Source organism: Rhizobium pantanalense (assembly GCF_030182525.1).
Classification (GTDB): Bacteria; Pseudomonadota; Alphaproteobacteria; order Rhizobiales; family Rhizobiaceae; genus Rhizobium.
In genome coordinates this window covers 14299-36094 of sequence record NZ_JAQJCH010000011.1, presented here as the reverse complement: position 1 = coordinate 36094, position 21796 = coordinate 14299, and the positions used below count along the sequence as shown (strand labels likewise).

Sequence of the window (21796 nt, the reverse complement as noted above, 5' to 3'; positions counted from 1 at the left end):
TTTCAGATAGAGTTCGTTTAGCAAATCGTTTACCATGATTTCAATGTCTTACGATCTGGGGAATTTGCCGCTGAAGAGCCTGATGCGGCCAGCTTTTGAAGCAGGTGTCGCTTTGACACGCCTGGACGAGCGGATCGCCCGTTCGGCGGTCGGGCAAGGCTGGATCGAACGATCGCACTATACCGACGCCTGCGCCTCGCTGTGGATCGATGGTGAACTCGTCCACTTGGAAGATCTCGTCCTCCATGACGCCACCCGCGATATTCGCACACCCACCCATGAGCTGACCATCGCCCGCGACGTGCTGCGCACCCGCCGGCGGGTTGCCGACCAATCTCCTGATTGGGCGCTCTCTGCCGACGGCATCCGCTCGCTACGGAAAACCTCGGAGATCGGGTCGGGCGGCGGGGACGAGGCAACGACGGCCGGAGTTATTCGGGCGGCGGTCGCGATCGAACCGGAAGGGGAGGGGGATGATGGTGACGACGTTAAAAATCTGCCCGGCGTCGACTATGCCGCGATCGATGCGATCCTCGCGCGCTCCGACGCTGCGATCGAACGAGCCAAAAAGCCCGGCCGGGCTCCGGCCGATCCGCTGGTCTATGATCTCGACTGGGACGAGGATGCCCGGCTCGACGAATGGCGTGGCGTGTTGCGGCAAGCTGAAAACCTGCCGACGGTGCTGCAGGCGATCATCGCCCTCGATGCCTGGAACGAGCTTTCCGTCCTGCAGCATGCGCCCTGGCTCGGCCGGCTGTTTTGCGCCTCTCTCCTGCGGCAGGCCGGCGTCACCACCGGCGCCCATCTCGCCGCCGTCAACCTCGGCCTCAAAACTATTCCGGTCGATCGGCGCCGGCATCGCTATTGGGAGACCCGACTGCTGGCCATCGCCCACGGGTTTTTGGCGGCCGCCCAGATCGGCACGAAAGAGCATGACCGGCTGACGCTGGCGAAGACGATGATGGACCGAAAACTTGAAGGACGGCGAACCTCCTCAAAGTTGCCGGAGCTGGTTAAGCTGGTGATGGCGAAGCCGTTGGTCTCGGCGGGGATGGTGGCGAAAGCGCTGGAGGTGACGCCGCAGGCGGCGCGCCGGATCGTGTCGGAGCTCGGCTTGCGCGAGATGACGGGGAGGGGGAGGTTTCGGGCGTGGGGGACTCTATAATAGGAATGCGAGGACCCTCAAATGCAGTCCTAATTTGCAATCCCGGATGTATCAATCTGTACAAAGACTTAATCTCAGTAGTAGTAAGTAGAGCCGACAGAAGCGTTCGAATAGGTGAGGGACGGGGGTGGACATCTTTAGACTCGATCAAGCGCTGATCGAACGTTATGAGTCATTTGCTCGCTCGTTTTCAGAGATCCACGCGCCGGAGATCCGTGCTCAAGTCGATGCCGCATACCATGAGCAGAGATTCTGGCCTGAACCTCTCATTACCATCAATCCGCACTTCGAGGCTGGTTACTCTATCGATCAGCTTGTCGCTCACGGCGTGCTCGACCCCGCCCTCAGCAAGATATTCGCCAGCGGTCCTGACCGGGCACCGATCAAGCTTCATCGCCACCAGGAGCGTGCTGTCGCGAAAGCCGGAAATGGTGAAAGTTTCATCGTAACAACGGGTACAGGGTCGGGAAAGTCGCTCTGCTTCTTCCTGCCGATCGTCGATGCCGTTGTGCGCGCACGGCGCGCAGGCGAGGCGCAGCGGACACGCGCGATCATCATTTATCCCATGAACGCGTTGGCCAACAGCCAGCTTGAGGAACTCGAAAAGTTCATCGGCGGCTCGGGGGTTGAAGAGGAGCTCCGCCCGACCTTTGGTCGTTACACGGGCCAGGAAAGCGATGCGGAGCGACAGGCTATCGCCAAGGCCAAGCCCGATATCTTGCTCACGAACTTCATGATGCTCGAACTGCTCATGACGCGTCAGGACGAGCTTGATCGTGCTGTCATGGCTAACGCATCCGGATTGGATTTCTTGGTGCTGGATGAGTTGCACACATATCGTGGCCGACAAGGGGCGGATGTCGCAATGCTGGTGCGTCGCGTCAAGGACCGCCTTGTCAAAGAAGGCAAGCTGCTCTGCATTGGCACGTCCGCGACGATGTCGAGCGCGCAGGACGAGATCGAGCGAGCGAGTGCCGTTGCTCGCGTTGGCAAACTGATCTTTGGTGAGGAACTGAGTTCGACGTCGATCATCGACGAGAATCTTGCCCGAGCGACTGATCCCCGCATCAACAGCACGAACCTGGGAGCTTCCCTCGTAGATGCGGTCCGCGTGCCAATCCCCACCGGCCTCGGGGACAAGGAGCTGTACGACAATCCGCTTGCCTGCTGGATCGAGACCGAGGTTGGACTCGTAGAAGGCGAAAAGCTGCGCCGTCGACCGCCCATGACGTTGAGTGATGCGACCTTGAAACTCGCAGCTCAGACGAAGCTTCCACCAGAGGAATGCAGAACTGCTCTTGCCGGAATGCTGTCGTTGATGGGGCGGCGCGAGGATCTACGCGGTGGCGCCGGTGATCGTGCATTTCTAGCGTTCAAGCTTCATCGTTTTATCTCTGGCGCGGGGTATGCATACGCTACGATCGAGCCTGCTGCCGGCCGGCGCGTCGTCCTGGAGGGGCAGGTCTTTAACCCCTCCGATCCGAATGCGCGCTTATATCCAGTCTTCTTTTGCCGAGAATGCGGTCAGGAGCACCACAGCGTGCGTCTTGAAAATGCACTCGACGGTATGCGCGTTCTCGCGCGGGCCATCGATGAGCCGGCAAGTGAGGACCCAGAGCCAGACGGCTCGCGAACCGGGTTCCTAGTTCCCGCGGTCAATGCCGACTTCCAGTTCGGGGGCGCTGTCGCTGACTATCCCGATGATTGGCAGGAGACTACGCCGGCCGGACAGGAGCGCCTCAAAGGAGGACATCGCGGCAAGCACGAGGGCCAGCTTCTTTTGGTGAAGCCTGATGGATCGCTCGGCGACGATGGGGTACCGGCATGGTTCTTCAGCGGCAAATATCGCTTCTGCCCTCATTGCCGCCATCAGCCGCCTCAACAGGCGCGTGACATCAACAAGCTGGCGGGTCTGTCGGCCGAAGGCCGCAGTTCGGCGACGACGCTCATCGTTTCAACCATCTTGGCGTGGATGGAAGCCGACGGCACGCTTGAGGAAAGCACACGCAAGCTTCTGGGCTTCACAGACAATCGCCAGGATGCGGCCCTACAGGCAGGGCATTTCAACGATTTCATTTTCGTCAGCTTGCTTCGTGGCGGCATCTTACGTGCCGTCCGGGACGCAGGTCAGAAGGGTTTGGCGGACGTTCGGTTCGGGGAAGCTGTTCGCAAGGCGCTTGGTTTCGATCTGGAGGAATCCGACCGGCTCTCCGATTGGATGGCCGATCCACGCGTAAAGGGATTCCACAACCGGCAAGCGGCCGAGGAGGTGTTGACGTCGATCCTGGCGCATCGCGTATGGGCGGATCTTCGGAAGGGCTGGCGCTTCACGAATCCCAATCTCGAAGAAGCTGGCCTCGTGGAGGTGCGGTTTCCCGGACTGGGCGAACTGGCGGGCGACGATGAAGAGTTCGCTGGCAATCCGCGACTGGCGGCCAGCACGCCCCAATTGCGGGCCAGGCTCTTCACGCTGCTTTTCGATTATATGCGTCGCGGCCTTGCGATTGCCACCGAAGCGTTGGACCGCCAGCGAATATTGCAGGTCGCCGAAACGTCCAGAAATCATCTGCGCGATCCCTGGCTGATCGATCAAAACGAAGAGCAGGAACTACGGCAGGCCGGATTCCTGATGATTGATCCGCCGAGCAAGGCGGAGATCAGCGCTGCCGAAGATGTACTGATTGTACGAGCCGGCTGGCGAACGGCGCTGGGCAAGGCTCTGCGCAGCAAGGATCTGTGGGGGGAGCCGCTTCCTGTCAAAGAGTATGACGATGTTATCGCCACGCTCCTGCGTGCGGCCGAAAATCACCAAGTCGTCCGGCGGGTGGTTACAGGCGGTGAAGCCCATGCGTGGCGCCTATCATCGACCGCTTTGCGCCTCTTTCCAGCGACTAAGAGGGCCGACGGGAAACGCGAAAATCCGTTCTTCCGCGCGCTCTATGAGGATGTCGCCGAGATGCTTGGGCAGGAAGGTAACTTGCCCTTCGCCTTTGAGGCTCGGGAGCACACCGCCCAGGTCGATCAGAAAGTCCGTGCTTGGCGCGAAGATCGGTTTCGGTTCGGGAAGTCAGATATCGAAAGGATCGCCCAGAACCGGGACGAAATGCGCCAGGAAGGCGAACCCGCCAGTTTCCTCCCGGCGCTCTTCTGTTCTCCGACGATGGAGCTCGGCGTTGATATCAGCGCGCTGAACGCTGTCTTTCTGCGGAATGCACCGCCAACACCGGCAAATTACGTGCAGCGAGCCGGCCGCGCCGGCCGCAGTGGTCAAGCAGCGCTTGTCGTCACCTATTGTGCTGCCCAGTCTCCCCATGACCAATATTACTTCAACAATCGGCAAGGGCTTGTCGCGGGCGTGGTGAAGCCGCCAGCCCTCGATCTCGCCAATCGCGATCTGCTACGGAGCCACCTCCATGCCGAATGGCTGGCGGCGGCCGTGGTGCCGCTGAAGCCAGCCATCCCTGAAAACTTGAATATGGCGATACCGGAGATGTCGATCTCCGAGCCAATCCAAGCGGCGTTTGAAAAGCTTGCCGTGAGCGGAGCCGCAAAGCCCACGATGCGGCGTCTTCTTGAGCAGACTGTCAACGCGGTCGAGTTGGCTGATGCGCCCTGGCTAGCTGATATCGATGCCTTCGTCGATGAGACCAACCGGGAAGCGGCGCAGAATTTCGCAGGCAGCTTCAGTCGGTGGCGCGAGCTCTACCGAAGCGCTCGCCGTGAGCAGGATGAAGCGCATCAAATCCAGCAGAAGACGTCCTTCAAGCCGGGCGAACGCAAGGAGGCCGCGCGCCGTCATTTCAGGGCGACTGAAGAACTTGACATGCTCGAGCGCGGACAGGCTTCGAACGGTTCCGACTTTTACACATATCGATATCTCGCGACTGAAGGGTTTCTGCCGGGATACAATTTCCCGCGTCTCCCACTCTATGCTTTCATCCCTGCGACCAAACGGGCGGCCGTCCTGCAAAGGCCGCGTTTTCTTGCCATTTCCGAGTTCGGTCCCAACAGCCTGATTTATCACGAAGGGCGCGCCTACCGGGTTGTCCGTGCGAAGCTGCCGGCGCACGGCCGCCTCGACGATGGCAAACTGGCAACCACCAGCCTCGTCCTGTGTGGCGGATGCGGAGCGGCGCACACCGATGACAAGCTCGAGCGATGCCACGCGTGCGGCGCGTCGTTGGCCGGTGTGGATCGGCTCGACAATGTCTACCGGATCGACAATGTCGAAACCGCGCCATCTTCTCGGATCACGGCGAATGACGAAGACCGGCAAAGGCGCGGCTTTGAGATCCAGACCGTTTTCCAGTGGCAATTCGAAAAGGGCGTTCCCGATATCCGCACGCTCACCTTGCGTTCGGAAGCAGGGCCGTTGCTGCTTCTCGATTATGGCGCTCGCGCGAAGCTATCCCGCGTCAACAAGGGACTTCGCCGTCGGAAGTCAAAGTCGATAAACGGGTTCTGTATCGATCCGACGTCAGGCCGATGGGTAAAGGATACGCTCAACGGCGGGGATGATGATGACATGGACGTCACGATCCCGAAGTCGCAGCGGATCGTGCCGATCGTCGAGGACCATAAGAACGCGCTCCTGGTGCGGCCGCTTGCAAATTTTGACGAGCGGCAGATGGCAACCCTGCAGCACGCTCTTCTGCGAGGCATCCAGATTGTTGCCGAGCTTGAAGAAGGCGAACTCTTGGGCGAGCCGTTGCCGGAGCGCGACGACCGCAAGGCAATCCTGCTTTACGAGGCGACCGAGGGAGGAGCAGGTGTTCTGAACCGCCTTGTCTCCGATCCGCGCCGAACGGCAGAGATCGCCCGTCAGGCGCTGGATCTCATGCACTATGATTTCGCGCCGGATGGGGCTGGCCTCGAGGAGCGGTCGGATGCTTGCGTCGCTGGCTGTTATCGCTGCCTGCTCTCCTACTTCAATCAACCCGACCATAATCTGATCGATCGTCGCGACGCGGAGGTCACGGCCTTTCTCTGCCAGCTTGCGGATCCTGAGATCGTGCAGGCAGAGCCGGTGGAGGCCGCAAGGGGGTGGCTTGGTGCAATAGGCCGATGGGGATTGCCGGTACCATCCCCGCGCAAGGTCGACGGTACTTTATACGAGCTTTATTGGCCAAGCTTTCAGGTACTCGCGGTGTCAGGTCGTGTACCGGACGGGCTTGCTGCGGCATGCGCCGAGTTGGGGGTGGATGTCGTCGAGCTTCCCGAGGTGCCTGGCGATGCCGCGCCGAGGGAATTGGTTGAGTTGTTGGGGGCGGCGTAGTGGAAGCGGTCAGATTTTCACCGGGGGATCTTGTCGAGGCGCGGGGACGCGAATGGGTCGTACTTCCGTCTCCGGATGACGACATCCTCAATGTGCGGCCCTTGTCGGGTTCGGAGGCTGATGCGCAACGGATTGCGCTCGCGCTTGAAGTTAATCCCGTCAGGCCTGCGCGATTTGCTCCGCCAACACCCGAGCGGCGAGACACCCAGGACGGTGCGCGGTTGCTAGCGGATGCGCTACGTCTGTCGCTTCGCCGAGGCGCCGGCCCGTTCCGAAGCGCCGCGCATCTCGGCGTGGAGCCACGCGCCTATCAGCTTGTCCCCCTGATGATGGCCTTAAAGCTCCCGGTGGTGCGGTTGCTGATCGCCGACGACGTGGGGATCGGCAAGACGATCGAGGCGGCATTGATCGTCCGCGAGATGCTCGACCGTGGTCTGATCGACCGCTTCTCCGTGTTGTGTCCGCCCCATCTCGTCGAGCAATGGGTAAGTGAGCTCGCGGAGAAGTTCGACATTGACGCCGTGGCCGTGACCTCGGCTAGGGCGCGCAGCCTGGAGCGGGGTCTTCCCGCCGCTCAAAGCCTCTTTGAGGCCTATCCGCACACTGTCGTCAGCCTCGACTATATCAAGGCCGACAGCCGTCGCGACGAATTTGCCCGGGCGTGCCCGTCCCTTGTGATCGTTGACGAAGCGCATGCCTGTATCGGCGGAGATCGCGGCAGACATCAGCGTTTCGAGCTTCTCGAACGCCTCGCCTCCGATGAGGAACGCCACATGCTGCTGCTGACGGCAACGCCGCACAGTGGTGATGAAGCGGCATTCGATCGTCTGCTAGGCCTCATTAGTCCGGACTTCGCGGGAGGTCCCCAAGGCGATGAGAATGCGCGCACGCGATATGCACGCCGCCTTGCTCAACATTATGTCCAGCGGCGCCGGCCCGATATCACGGAGGCCGGTTGGCACGAGAATCGGACCTTCCCTGTTCACCAGGTGAAGGATGAGCCTTTTAGTCTCAGCGGCGAGTTTGGCGCCTTCCATGATCGCGTCCTTGATTATTGTCTCGCTGTTACGCAGCGTGCCGGTGCTGACCAGCGCAGCCGACGGCTTGCTTTTTGGGGAACGCTGGCGCTCATGCGATGCGTCGGCTCCTCGCCGGCAGCCGCGATCAATGCACTGCGCAATCGCTTGTCCGGTGTGGCCGACGAAGAGGCGATGCAGCCCGTTGTCTTCGACGAAGACGAAGGCCTGCTCGACCAGGGTGACGTGGAGCCCGGTACCGCCAGCGACAGTGCCGAAGAGCGCGGCGAACTCACCGAGTTGGTTGCGATTGCTGAATCCCTTGATGGCCGTCGCCGCGAGGATCCTAAGGTGGCGCGGCTTCTCAAGGTTCTGAAAGGGCTGCTTCAGGAAGGGGCCAAGCCGGTCGTCTTTTGCCGGTTCATCGCAACGGCGGAGGCGTTGGGCGAGGAGATTAAGCGTGCTTGGCCAAAGGCTGACCTGGCAGTCGTGACAGGGCGCCTGCCGCCCGAAGAGCGGCGAACTCGCATCGATCAGCTGGAGGATTCCGAGAGTCGAATCCTCGTCGCGACCGACTGCCTGTCCGAGGGCATCAATCTGCAAGCACTGTTCGACGCCGTAGTTCATTACGATCTAAGCTGGAATCCGACCCGTCACCAGCAGCGCGAGGGGCGCGTCGATCGATTTGGCCAGCGTTCGCCTGTGGTCCGCTCAGTGACGATCTTTGGCGACAACAGCGCGATCGATGGCGCCGTCTTGCAGGTCATCCTGCGAAAAGCGGACGCTATTCGTAAGGCGACAGGCATTTCGGTGCCGATGCCTGAAGACAGCGAAGGCGTGACCTCCGCACTGATGCAAGCGCTCATGCTTCGGGCTGGCGGACATCGAGAGCAGTTGGCCTTCGATTTCGGCCTTTCGAGCGAACGGCTCGACAGCAAATGGCGCGACGCCGAGGAAAATGCGAAAGCAAGCCGCGCGCGCTATGCGCAAGGTGCGTTGAAGCCCGATGAGGTGCTGCCGGAATGGCGGCAGATGCGCGCGCTAAACGGCGGCCCGACTGAAGTCGCACGCTTCACCGAGCGTGCTTTGAAGCGCGTGGGCGCGCCTCTGGAGAAGGCTGGACAGCATCATCTCGTTCATTTTCACGCCATGCCCGACGCTATCAAGGAGCGCCTGGAGGCGCGCGGGTTTCGTGGCACGCGGAGAGTTGGGTTCGAGGACGATCCTGCCCCAGGTGTGACACATCTCGGTCGGGTTCACCCACTCGTTGCAAGCTTGGCGGAAAGCCTGGCCGAGGGAGCGCTTGATCCGGAGGGGGCAGCATTCCGGCCGCTTGGCCGGTGCGGCGTTTGGCGCACGCGCAAGGTCGCTCAGATGACGACGTTGCTGATGTTGCGCAATCGCTTCAAACTAATAACGAGTGGTCGCCTAAATCGAATGTTGCTGGCGGAGGAGGCCACAGGTCTCGCTTTTGGGGGATTATCTCCGGTCTCGTTACTGAAAGGGCCGGCGGCGCTTGATCTACTCGAGGCGGAGGCATCGGGGAATCTTGATGATCAAGCTGTTGGGCGTCAGCTTCAGCGGGCTCGCGAGCGATTGGCAAATTATGAGTCCGCGATAGCGGCCTTTGCGGCCGAGCGTGGTGCAGCACTTTCCGACGATCATCTTCGCTTGACGGAGGCCGCACGAGGCGGTGCGACGGTGGAGGTCGTGCCCGCTTTGCCAGCGGATATTATTGGCCTCTACGTTCTCCTCCCGGAGGACGAATAATGGCCCGGCACCTCAAGCGCGTTGCGGATATAGGTCTTACCGCTGTCTTAATCGAAGGAGGCCTTATCTCTCCCGATCAAGTTGCCGCTATCGCGGCAACTGTTCCCGACCAGAAAGCGGCTGCGGATTATGGCTGTCCCAAAGGAACGAACCTTCGAGACGAAATCACTCGATATTTCAGGATTGGGCAGGCCCATTGGCAGGTCTATGCCAGATTGGCTGCCCCGACCGAGAGTCAGACAGTAGCCTTCGCCAAAAGCGTGCTTGAGCAAGCATTCGGATTCGAAGATCTGCGCGGTCCAAACATTCACGAGCGTGATGGCCACACATTCCGCATTACCCTTGAGGCAAAGGGCGGTCGCGTACCGGTAGTTGTTGCTGCACCATCTTCGGAAGCGGATGCCTTCACCAAAGCGCTTCCGCAACTTGGCGACGATCATGGGGGCACGATTCCACGGCGTTCTCCTAGCGTGCTGCTCCAGGACTGGTTGAACACCAATCCTGACTCTCTGTGGGGTCTCGTCTTTGCTGGGGACCGAGTCCGCCTTATGCGGGACAATGCCAGCTTCACTCGACCAGCATTTATCGAGGTCGATCTCGGAGCAATTTTCCGGGATGAGATGTTCGCTGATTTCACTGCAACGTGGCTACTCCTGCATGCCACGCGTTTTGGCGGTGATCACACACCGGCGTCCGGTTCTTGGTTAGAGCGATGGCGGGAAGCCGGATTGAGGGCCGGCACCGCCGCGCGGGAACGACTGGGCGAAAGTGTGGAGGAGGCGCTGCTTGCCTTGGGACAGGGTTTCCTCGACTCAAATCCTGCTCTCAGATCGAAGCTTGATGACGATCAACTCAGTATTCATGCGTTGTTCGAGCAGATTCTCCGCATTGTTTATAGGTTAATCTTCCTAGCGGTATCGGAAGACAGAGATTTATTGCATAGCCCGGACGCGCCGGCTTCCTCTCGTGACCTGTATGCTTCGGCGTACGGATTCAGCTCCTTACGCGAACGATCTGCCCGCCGTTCGGCGCACGATCATCATCATGACGTCTGGGAAGGAGTAAAGATTGTTTTTCTGGGATTAGGTCGCGGCGAAAGGATCTTGGGTTTGCCTCCATTGGGAGGTCTTTTTGCGGGTGGGCAAACTCCAGATCTCGATGTTGCGAAGCTTTCCAACAGGGCGTTTTTGCGCGCTGTCTTTCATCTAAGCTGGTTGATCGAAGATGGTCGTCGCGTCCGGATAAACTGGCGGGATATGGCCACCGAGGAGTTGGGATCGGTCTATGAAGGCCTGCTTGAGCTTACCCCCTCGCGTGAAGACAACGGGCGCCGCTTCTGCTTTGCCGGCGGTAATGAGGCGCGTGGTAACGCACGGAAGAAAAGCGGCAGTTATTATACCCCGGACAGCCTTGTTCAGACGTTGTTGGATAGCACTCTCAACCCGGTGATAGACCAAGCCGAGGCAGAAGGGGGAGTGGAAAGAATCCTGAAGCTCGCTGTCATTGATCCGGCTTGCGGTTCAGGCCACTTCCTCTTGGGAGCAGCGCGACGCATCGCGACACGCATCGCGCTGCTCCGCGACACTGAAGCCCCCGATTATCCCGCCGCGATGCGGGATGTAGTACGCCACTGCATTTATGGGGTTGATCGCAATCCCATGGCCGTGGAGCTGGCGAAGGTGGCTTTGTGGATCGAAGCCGTTGAGCCAGGCAAACCACTTACTTTCCTCGACAGTCATATACGGTGCGGAGATAGTCTTGTCGGTGTCTTCGATCTGTCCGTGCTGAAAGAGGGTATTCCCGAGGATGCATACAAACCTCTGAATGGCGACGATCGCGAGATCGTAAATTACTACAAGGGAAAAAATCGGCGCGAGTTGTCTGAACGTGATCAGATTGCAAGTGGCTTCGAATTCAATCGACAAAAGGACCTGGCTCGCGACCTTTCAGCACTAGCAGCGATGCCCGAAGAAACGGTCGACCAGATTGGTGAGAAGCGGTCGCGCTTCGAGGCGCTTATGAAGCATGGAGCCGCGGCTTGGACGGTTGAGTTCGCCTGCGATCTATGGACGTCGGCCTTTTTCGTCCCCAAAACGCAGCACGAGCAACATGTTGGGCTAGATGGACGCCCAAAGCGTGGCACGGAACTGGTCGCCACATCCGGCACTATCTGGGAGCTATTGCGTGGGCGAGCGCCGTTCGATGCGCTCGCCGCTTCTGCTACAGCTCTCGCCGGACAAAATCGTTTCTTTCACTGGCCCATCGCGTTCGCAGATATCATGGGCCGTGGCGGTTTCGATGTAGTTATCGGCAATCCGCCTTGGGAAATGCCCGAGGTCGATGACCGAGAATTCTTCGTCTCTCGCATTCCCGAGATAGCTGCCGAGACCTCTGCTCAAAAGCGGCGACAGATGATTGCTGCTTTGGCCGAAAGCGATCCTCGCGCACACCGCGAGTGGCTTCAACATACCCGCAGCTACGCAGCCAGTCGCTCCTTTTTTACAGGCTCAACTCGATTTCCAAACGGAGCGAACGGACGCCTTAACTACTACAAGTTGTTTCTAGAGAATAGCTTCTTCGCGGTGACGAAAACGGGGCGGCTCGGGATGGTTATCCCAAGCGGGCTTACGACCAATGCCTATGAGAGGCCGCTTTGGCATAGTCTCGTTAAAAACGGATACGTATCGGCGGTATACGATTTTGAGAACAGCGGTCGGCTATTTCCGGGAATCGACTCAAGAATAAAGTTCACGCTCATTTCTTTGAGAAAACAGGTTGAGGAAAGGTTCGTTACTGCCTGTTGGTTGGCGGACGTTTCCGAGCTTCAGGAGGATAGTCGGGTCATCGCTCTCACGCTGGATGATCTTGTTAATTTCAGCCCGGACGATCTTGCTCTTCCACAGTTTCGTCGACAGGCTGATCTCGATTTGTTGGTGTTGGCAAGTAACCGGCACGGTCAGCTTAGTGACCACGAGGATTGGAGCTATACGCCGCGGTTGATGTTCTCATCTTCAGACGATGCCTTCAGTCCGGTAGATATCCGCACGCTACCAGGTGCTCGCCATACGTCGGACAACCAGATCGCAACTTCAACCGGAGAGGTGCTCGTACCGGTGTACGAGGGTAAGATGGTCGGCATTCTCGACCATCGCCAAGCCGATATTTATATCAACCCTGCCAACGCTGCACGGCAGGCGCAGGAACGACCAATACCCGACGAGGAGAAAACTTCTCCCGACCGCTTTGCTGCTCCTCAATTTTGGCTTCGCGAAGAAGCCGTGAGACAGCGCCGGTTCGGCAAACGCCAAGGTGATTGGGAGTTGGTCTTTTGTGATGTTACCAGTGCAACCAATGAACGGACGACAATAGCAAGCATCGTTCCTCTGTCCGGTTTAACTCGAAGCTTGCCATCGATTTACCTTAGATCTTCGTCCGCCAAAGATGCAGTGCTATTGGTTGGCGCGCTATCATCATTGGTGGTCGACTTTTTTGCTAAGCTAAAGGTGTCGAGTAATCATCTCACCCAAGGCATATTGGCGACCCTGCCGATGCCATCCAGAGCGAGGATCCAAGAATTCGCGAATGGGGTTCTGCAGGACACAGATTGGTTCGAAGATCGTGTGATAGAACTTCTGTACGTGTCATGGGATTTGGCAAAGTTTGCGAAAGAGGTCGGGCGGCATACGCCGCCGTATAAATGGGATGAAAGTCGACGTTTTTGGCTCCGCTGTGAAATCGACGCTGCATTCTTTCACTTAATTCTTGGCGCGCCGGAGGATTGGGGAAAAGGCGAGGATCAATCGTTTGCGAGTCCGCGCGAAGCAGTAAAGTATATGTTGGAGGCATTCTCCGTCTTGAGTCGCAAGGAAGAAAGCCGGTTTGGAGGGGATCGGCGTACCGAGAGGACAGTGCTTGAGATTTACGACGAAATGGAAGCGGCCATATCCTCTGGAAGACCATATCAAACTAGGCTGACACCTGCTCCTGCTGATCCGAGCTGTTGCCATTCAGCCCCGTTCGGTGAGGCCTTGCTGGCTGACGGAGTTTGGGCTCGGCCAGAGCCGTCTCAGGCCGGCGATGTCGGTGCCATATTCGCTGCCGTTCTCAAGGCGATGGTCGGCGCGAAGCCTTTCCACGATGTTCGTTTAGCTGCCGCGTTCGTCATGGAGCCGCGGCTACTCGTTCCGCTGCTGCCGGCCGCTAAAGCCGCAGAATGGCGCCGCCTGGTCGGGGCAGAGGTCGATCCTCTTGCCAGCAATGTCGCTACATTCGTAGCGAGGAACAACACAGCGTGGGGTAGCGCTCTGCGAAATCACCGCGGCAACGGGCGATTGGTGGAGAATCTCGATCTCGGGACATGGGCATCTGGCCCTGGTTTGGACGCCATCGACACTTCCGGATGGCCTGACGGTCGCGCGGGGTTCGTGTTCGGTGCGCTGGAGAACATCAACCTAGACGCGGCGGTGGATTCGCTGCCCGCTGACATACAGCAGTGGGTGATCAATGCCGCAGCAGCCTGACCTTCTCACCCCGCAGCTTCTGACGGTAAGCCCTGCTGAAGGATTAGAAGGGCCGCGGCTTTGGGTTCGGCGACTTGTCATATGGAAGGAGCCCGGCGGGGAGAAAGTGCGGGACATCGAGCTTCGGCCGGGCCTGAACATCGTCTGGTCACCTGATGGAGCAGATGATGCCGCTTTGGCAGGTCAAACAAATGCCGTCGGGCATGGCAGTGGCAAAACGCTTTTCTGCCGGCTGGTCCGCTATTGCCTTGGTGAGGATCGCTTCGCCACCGAGCAGCAGCGAGATCGGATTGGCACCGCGTTCCTGAATGGCATCGTTGGTGCCGAGGTCGTGCTTGATGGAGTCTGCTGGGCGATCGTGCGCCCGCTCGGCCTGCGCCGCAGACACATGGCAGTTCCTGGTGGAAATCTCGAGGAGATTGCCGCTGGTGAAGGCGCTTCAACGGGAATGGAGCCGTTCATCGAAGCGATAGACCAGCAAATCATTACTACTGCACTTGCCCAGTTGGTTCGCCCGCAGGCGAGTGGAGCGATTTGGCCGATCGCGCTCGCATGGCTCACGCGAGACCAAGAATGTCGATTTGACGATATCTTGGACTGGCGGTCGCCGACGTCGGATTCCGATTCACCAATGCCCGCGAGCGGACAGGAGAAGGGACCAAGGCTTGAGGCGCTTCGTTCATTCCTGATGGCGATCACGCCTGAGGAACAAGCCACGCGTGCCGAAGTGAATAGCCTCAGCGAGCAGCGCCGAGTTCTGGATCAAGAGATTGGCCATCGCCGGTGGGAAATTGAGCGCACGCAAGCGCGCCTAGTTACGGGTCTCGACCTTGAGAGTCAGTCGCTTCCCGAGATGCCATTGCTGATCGACATCATGCGCAGATCCGCCAGCGCGCGTTTGGCGTCGGCAAGCAAGATTCCAACTGGAGGCGACGCCGAACTCGTCGCAGCACGCGAGCAACGAGAAACGGCGAGAAATGAATGGGCGCGCCTCGACGGCGAACTTATTCGGATCGGGGCGCTGATTCCCGCCGAAGAACGCACATTGGCGATGATACGGGGAGAATTGCCGGGACTTTCCTATTCGAAAATCGAGGCTGAAAGTCCGATCTGCCCGATATGTGAAGTCTCCATCGACCGAGCCTTGGCAGAGGGATGCAAGCTCTCGCACAAAATTCCCGATGCCGACGCGTGCCGGCAGCGTTGGAATCAACGACAGGCGGATCACGACGCCCAAGCGAAGCGAGTTGAAGATCTGCGGCAAGAGCAGACGCGGCTCGTGCCGCAGATTGCTCTGGCCAAGCAGCAATTCGATCGATCCGTCGATCACGTTACGAACATCGAGAAGGCCCGCGATGACCGAGAGTCCACTTGGTATACAGCCCGCAGGCTCCAAGACGATGTTGAGCGCCTGGCCGAACTCTTCGAAACGCAGGAGGCCGGTTTCAAGCGCCTACGTGAACTGGGCACGAAACTTGAGATCGAGAGAGAGCGGCTGGGTGCCTTTCGCGACAAACAGGCCCGCATTTTCGGACGCCTGAGCGAGAAGTTCGACCCGATCGTCCGACGGTTGGTCGGCCACGATGCAAAGGGGCGGATCACCCTTAGCGGGAATGGGCTTGATCTGTCGGTAGACATGGGAGGCGACCGAAGGACAGCCGCGATAGACTCTCTCAAGGTTCTGGCTTTCGACCTCGCTGCGATGTGCGTCAGTATCGAAGGCGGAACGCGTGTGCCGTCATTTCTGCTTCACGACAGCCCACGTGAGGCCGACCTCGGTTTGTCCATTTATGGACGGCTCTTTGATATCGTTCAGGATTTGGAGCGCGTCGGCGGGAAGCCACTGTTTCAGTACATCGTAACGACAACAACGGCGCCGCCAACCGAGTTCAGGGAACGTCCGTACTTGCAGTTAAAATTGCATGGCGATCCACCCACGCAGCGCTTGCTCGGAGTCGACTTATGACAAGCACCGAACGGCGTCTTGCAGCTTATCCATTCGTCCTTTTCTCTGAGCTGCGCGATGCCGCGAACGAACATGGCTACCGCATTGGTCCTGAAGAGGCCGGTGGATGGATCTTTTTCCGATCAGCCAGTGCGCCGGGGGAGATCGGACTGGCTGCCGCGAGCGCGTCTGGTCCTTTCTTTCTGTCCTTGATGTTGCCAGAAGTGGTACGAGCGCTGGACGCTCAAGCTGCAGCTCCCTGCGCTAAAGGGCACGCAGGGAGCTTCATGTTTGCCACGCGTGACGAGCTGCATGCAGGAGTCCAAGCGGTGTACCGTCTGTCAGTTAGCTTGCCTAACTTCCCTCTTGAGAAATATGAACGGGCTGTAGCGGGGATCGGCGAGACTGAAGGCGAACGTGCACAAAAATTCAGGATCGGACAGGACATTTTTCGCGATGCCCTGATGGAATACTGGAACGGAACCTGCCCGTTGACCGGAATTTCAAATCCGAGTCTCCTGAGAGCCTCACACATAAGGCCGTGGTCTGACTGCGCGACAAACGCTCAGCGGCTTGACGTACACAACGGACTTTTGCTCTCGGCGCTTTGGGATGCTGCGTTCGACGCGGGGTTGGTCACATTCGACAGGAATGGAAAAGTCCTTCCATCTGCTAAACTCGACGTACAGGCGCAGGCCCAACTTTGTATCAGCGCCTCAAAGTCAATCGATCTACGAGACGAACATCAACCTTTTCTCGATTATCACAGACATGAAGTCTGGAACCAATAGCTGCCGCGTGCGAACACGTTATCAGAGCTGGAAATCCCGCAACGCCCCGCTCTCACTCCAATGCGGCTATTAATGGCGCCGCATCTTCCAATCCCGCAAATCCATCTACGAAGAGATTCCGGATGTTTTCCCCCGAAATCAGGACACCCAACTCCGCGCCATTCGACCGAGATCCTTCGACGACTGTCGACAACCAATTGAAACTGGTGATCGCGATCGCGTCTCTATCCCAAGCCAAAAACTTGCCGTGCAATTTAGGAAGTGTCGCGAGTGACAAGCCTCGCTTGGCGATATCCTCAGCCTTCGGCTCTCGTCCCTCCGCTTTCAGTAGACGGCTGGCCCGCTGGTAAAACAGCTTGATCGATTTTCCATCCTCCGATGCACGGGTCAGCGGGACGAGTGCCGTCGTCTCTGCCGCCAGTCCATAGAGGTCGCAGGCGACGATGATGTCGGTGTTAGCAGTGTCTCGCGCCATCCTTATACAAGCGTAGTGATCCGCGTCTGATAATATTGTCAGCTTGTGAGCGCCTTTCTCCTGCCGCGTGGCTGACGTTGCTTTCGCTGCAATCCAAAGACGATTCAAACGACGAGCTGTGGGTGACCACGACCCGATCGAAGGCTGCTGCGCCGCCGTCAGCCATCCCAACAATTTTGTAGCCAAACGGGCGCTGCGTGATCGGACGGAAACGTCAATTGCGTCAAACCATGTTGAAAGGAAGTTGCAGCTGCCGACGATGCTTATCCAGCAACCGAGTTCGCGGTCATCATAAAGAATCATTTTGGCGTGAGATCCAGATGAAACTGGCGACATCCGAATCCGCGTCCTTGCTACCCCGAGAATCTTATCGAGCACTTTTTCGCATTCCCGAATTGGCTCAGGATTCTCGTTGCTCTCAGGATCTTTATTCAAGCCCCAGAGAAGCTCGACTTTAACATTGCGCCTAGCCGCGCTCTCAAGGTCCGGCCGCAGCTTTTCGAGGACAGACGGATGCACGAAACAGGAATGTATAATGACGGTCGTAGACGCATTTTGCAGTGCTGCTCGAACTGTCTCAAAATGAGCTTCACCTCCTACGATGAAGTCGCCCTTTGTGAAGTCGTCTCGCATCTCGCCAATCGATGCGTCCGCCGCTGGAGCCGCTGCCCCCGAAAATTCCTCAGGCCCTTCGGTCGCGAACTCCCGCACAGCCTGCACCAAGCGGAGCGGAGCGTACGGGGGCAAACCTTCCAGCTGATCGAAACTAAGAGTGATCCTCGCGTAGGGCCTGGACGGCGTTTTGAAGCGAGGTTCTTCCGGCTCCAAGCTTTCGTCAGGATGAAGAATAATGAGATCCCTCAGATTGCCGTCCTTAGGGTCGTATGTAGTATTGACCGGCGACATAAGTGCGGCGTCATGCGGAAGATCTCGATCATATACCAGCGTCAGATCTTCGGACCGCAGCCAACTTCCCGTGACCCGGTCGAAGCAGAAGGACATCCATTTAGTGTCTCGTTCGAGTTGTGCCGGAAGATGCTTGTCGAGAGATCTACGTTTACCGGCGTTGGTCGCTGCAAACAGAAGATTGTCCCCCGAGGCTCGCAACTCTACCCAGTTCGCCCGCAACAGTCTTATAAGCGCCTCAATGACTATTCTATTAGGAAGCGCCGACATTTGCCCGAGCTCGTTCAAAGATCGATGGTTTTGAGCAAGCTCTATGAGGATCATTTGTTCGAGGACACTCCACCGACGGCCGACGCTCACGTCGTAGCTGACAGCTGTGCGGAACAGGGGCAAATAGACCACCTTCACTTTGCGGCCTCCACTTTGCCGAGCTTGCCCGTAGTCACCGCGGATGCCATCACACTCATCATCTGACGGAGATACGCGTGCTCCTCGTCGGCCGAGGTGTGCTGGTCGCATCGAGTTGAGAAGAAATCCCAGCTCCCGACGATAATCAGTTTCTGCTTCGCCCGGCTCAGGAGAACATTCATTCTGTTCCTCTCCTTCAGGAAGCCGAGGCTCTTCCAAGGCACCAACGCATTGTTACGAACGAGGCTCACAACGACTACGTCAGCCTCGCTGCCCTGAAATTCGTCAACCGTCGCGCCCAAACGTTTTCCCTTTCTCAGGTCAAAGGAACCTGAGAACATATGAGGAAGACCGCCATTTTGATGAGCCGCCTCAATAGACCGACGAATAACTTCCAATTGATTGGTATAGGGCGAAAGGATCTGAACTTCGCAAGGTTCGGATCCGCGCGGCTGCAATTCTTCTAATACGCGAACAACAAGCTCAGCTTCGACTTTGGAAACAAACAGACCGTCTTGCTCGCCCTCCGCATACTTTTCACGTTGTATCCATGGCACGTCGCACCATACAACCCGATTTCCGGGCAGCCATGATCCTTCTCTGATATTAAATGGTGGGCTTTCCGAGAAGCGGGCCTGGGTCTCGTCAGGCGACTTCAGAATGGTTCCATCGATGTCATTTAGGTCCGGATAAAAACTCCGCCCGACAATCGCAGCAATGTCCGGATGCATGCGGTGCTGGTCCGTCAATGTAGCGACTGGGGCCCGGCCGGTGCCATCTGAGGAGCTGGCAAATATCGCAGCGAAGAGTTCGACCATCGATCGCCAGCGCTCACAGCGATCGACAAACCACTCGCGACCATCTTCTTCTTCGACCAGCGTGACATCAATCAGGCCGGGGGCAAATTGGGCTCCGAGCTGGATCGCTTTCTTGACCCTGAGCGGATCGGCTAGGAGTTGTTTGAAGATCTTCGCGTTGAAAGGAGGGAGCTGGAAGTGGTCGCCGATCAGAAGTAGTCGATGGCTCTCCGCGAGTGCCACGGCCATATCGAATCCGTGCGCTTTCCCGGCCTCTTCGATAATCGACCAGTCAAACCGCCGTCCGCGCTCGGCTAAATCGGCGAGCTCGCCGGAATTCAAGGTCGAAAAAGTCACGTTCGCGGCGTCTTGCACCAATAGTTGCAGGGTACGCGTGTCGGAGTGAGTTGTTTCGGGGTCCTCAGTTGCTGCAATGACGTCAGCCAGACGGTCTCTTAGGAAACGGGGCGAATTCAGTGCCAAATCGCTTGTTGCGAGGCTATCAACGAGCGCTTTCGTAACTTTCGAAACTGAATGGGGATCGGTCCTGTTTCCTCCAAGCCGGAGAACAATTGGACGCTTGCTAGCCGAAATGTCATTGAAGGTAGCGTTTACCTTCCCCAACACGTCGTCGACGGTGTGATGCGAGTGAGCTGTAACGAGTATCTGAGCACTCGCGTCGAAGTTCATAAGCCGGTCGGCGAACGCTTTGATTAGCGTGGTTTTTCCGGTTCCCGGCGGGCCTTGGATGGCAAATAACGGCTGTGTTTGCCAAACGGCCTCCAGGGCTTTCAGCTTCGATGGGTCCAGAGCAATCGAAGCTCTTTCGTCAGGCAGCGTGTCGTTGTTCCGCCTCGTGGTTCTTAATGGGTCGGCAAGGTTTTGCAACAGCATCTCATGCGACCGCATATCTTCGATTGCTTTGTGTCTCCGGCGGATTTGAGCAATAGATCCCCCGTAGTTCTTCGCCAGATAAGCTATGCCTTTCCTGACAGGAGGACTTCCCTGGCATCGAAAACGGTACACAGGGCCCGTTGCTCGCTGCTCGGCGCCGACAAACTTCCAGGCCGTCTCCGAGCTTGCATCGTTTGCGATCGTTCTGCGGTTTAGAAGAGCATATTGATCACTACGGAGGTCTTCATCTTCGACGCTAATAGCTTCGGCGCCCAGCCGGAACCACTCCCGAAGCTGCTCAGCCGGCGACGCGAGATTTAGTGCCTGCGCAAGCTCGTTTCTGTCGGGATCACTCTTTGGCGTGAGCTCGACTTCGGTCTCGCTACTGCTGCGGTGAAATTCGACAACTTCAACGGGACAAATTTGCGCTGCAATGATGACAGTATCTAGTTGCTGCGTAACCCGAAAAAAGTCATGCACATCGCGGAGATGGGCAGCCAGCTTGACCCTTGTTTGACGAAATGGAAAAAGCTTGTCCCACGGCGCACCCCGGTCGCGAATGGCATTTACGCTCTTTAGCACCTGAGGATACCGCATAATCTCGATCTTGCGTTGACCGATGCTGAAATACTGCTCATCGATCGTCACCCGCGGAATCTGCTCTACCGAATCACAGTAGCCGATATTCCAGGTCGATCCGCCGTTCACATCCCATTGCCGGACCCGATATTCGAGGCAGGCACCTTTCAGCACAAAATGAGAGAATGGGACCATCCGAGCAACGAGCCTGAAGTCCCCCCGGAGATCCTCTTCGATCCAGGCTTGCTGCTTGAGAGGGTCATCGGCGCGGGCCAAACCGAGAGAGGCAATCTCCACCTGCTTCGACAAGTCGGTGTCGGAGCCAAGGCGCACCGCGAGAACGATACTGCGACCTGCATTAGCCGCGCTGATAGTTAAGTCCCTGAGAATGTTTCGCAGCGTTTGCAAAACTGCCTGATCATCGCACAATCGCTGCTCGGGATTTTCCTCAATGAGTTGGAGGATTGCCGATTTCTCGCTTTGGTTTAGATGGGTGAGACGATCGATAGCGCTTCTAAGCGGGAAGCGCTTTTTGAAGTTTTTTAGTTCTATTCCGAAAAGTTCCGCGGCCATGATTCCGAAATCGAACCAGTCCGTGGCGGTCGAGTATTCGGTTGCATCCTTGTCAAGCTCCGGTGCCGATAACGTCTCCTTAAAGCCTGGCCGCGTCGCGGCGCCGTCGCGGCCCGCAATCCGTAGGGACCATTCAAAGCCGCTGAGCCTAAAATCGCCTTGGCCATCGGTTCCGGCAAATACCGCTTTCGATGACAGCGATCGGTGAAGTGTTCCTTCCTTGTGCAGAATCGTCAACGCTTCCGCTATGCGGAGCAGGCCTTCCCACAGCGGTCGACGCCGCGTGATTTCCGAGAGGTTTTGGAGCCAGTTGAAGCGGCTTCGATCTGCCAGCATGGCCGACAAGAGCTGGCGCTTGCCTCCTTCCAAAACGGCGAAGTACTGTTTGTCGTCAGCATCGAGATGGTGCAAGCGCGCGAATAGTTCGCTGGCTCCCGGAAAGCCTTGCAGACGCATGAGGCCCCGGACTTCGCGGTTCCAGAGGGCCTGAACATCATCGGCATCGGAGGAGCGCCGCCTCCACATCTTTACGTAGTAGATGTCTCCCGCATCGCTTGCCTGCCAAACGTCCGGAACTCCTCTGCGAGCATCCCCCGCTAACACTTTTCGGTCAAGTCTGTAGCGGCCTCCGATATATTGTTCTGCCACAAGCATCCCCCAAGACCGATTGCGCACACGTCGT

Annotated in this window: 8 protein-coding genes; 6 read left to right on the top strand and 2 right to left on the bottom strand. The window is 58.0% G+C overall.

What is annotated here, in order from left to right:
* The first annotated feature begins 34 nt into the window (after positions 1 to 34).
* The 6 genes from PH558_RS25775 to PH558_RS25750 all read left to right on the top strand — a co-directional run bounded on the left by PH558_RS25775 (position 35) and on the right by PH558_RS25750 (position 16482).
* Complete coding sequence (locus PH558_RS25775) at positions 35 to 1165, top strand: RHE_PE00001 family protein (RefSeq protein WP_179613297.1); 1131 nt, start codon at positions 35 to 37, stop codon at positions 1163 to 1165.
* A gap of 127 nt (positions 1166 to 1292) precedes the next feature.
* Positions 1293 to 6440 (top strand): DEAD/DEAH box helicase, encoded by a 5148-nt coding sequence (locus PH558_RS25770; RefSeq protein WP_179613296.1) that lies wholly within the window; start codon positions 1293 to 1295, stop codon positions 6438 to 6440.
* Positions 6440 to 9226 carry a DEAD/DEAH box helicase gene (locus PH558_RS25765; protein ID WP_285166297.1) on the top strand — a complete coding sequence of 929 codons (2787 nt, stop codon included), beginning with the start codon at positions 6440 to 6442 and terminating at the stop codon, positions 9224 to 9226. Before PH558_RS25770 ends, PH558_RS25765 begins: the two co-directional genes overlap by 1 nt.
* Positions 9226 to 13746, top strand: coding sequence for an Eco57I restriction-modification methylase domain-containing protein (locus PH558_RS25760; protein ID WP_285207376.1), 4521 nt, complete (start codon positions 9226 to 9228; stop codon positions 13744 to 13746). The genes PH558_RS25765 and PH558_RS25760 overlap by 1 nt, the downstream gene beginning before the upstream one ends.
* Positions 13730 to 15712 carry a chromosome segregation protein SMC gene (locus PH558_RS25755; protein ID WP_179613294.1) on the top strand — a complete coding sequence of 661 codons (1983 nt, stop codon included), beginning with the start codon at positions 13730 to 13732 and terminating at the stop codon, positions 15710 to 15712. Before PH558_RS25760 ends, PH558_RS25755 begins: the two co-directional genes overlap by 17 nt.
* Positions 15709 to 16482 (top strand): HNH endonuclease, encoded by a 774-nt coding sequence (locus tag PH558_RS25750; RefSeq protein WP_285166301.1) that lies wholly within the window; start codon positions 15709 to 15711, stop codon positions 16480 to 16482. The genes PH558_RS25755 and PH558_RS25750 overlap by 4 nt, the downstream gene beginning before the upstream one ends.
* Positions 16483 to 16534: 52 nt before the next feature.
* Here the strand turns inward: PH558_RS25750 and PH558_RS25745 are convergent, their stop codons facing one another.
* Complete coding sequence (locus tag PH558_RS25745) at positions 16535 to 18271, bottom strand: phospholipase D-like domain-containing protein (protein ID WP_179613292.1); 1737 nt, start codon at positions 18269 to 18271, stop codon at positions 16535 to 16537.
* On the bottom strand, positions 18268 to 21762 hold the full coding sequence (locus PH558_RS25740) for an AAA domain-containing protein (RefSeq protein WP_179613291.1): 3495 nt from the start codon (positions 21760 to 21762) through the stop codon (positions 18268 to 18270). Before PH558_RS25740 ends, PH558_RS25745 begins: the two co-directional genes overlap by 4 nt.
* Between the last annotated feature and the right edge of the window lie 34 nt (positions 21763 to 21796).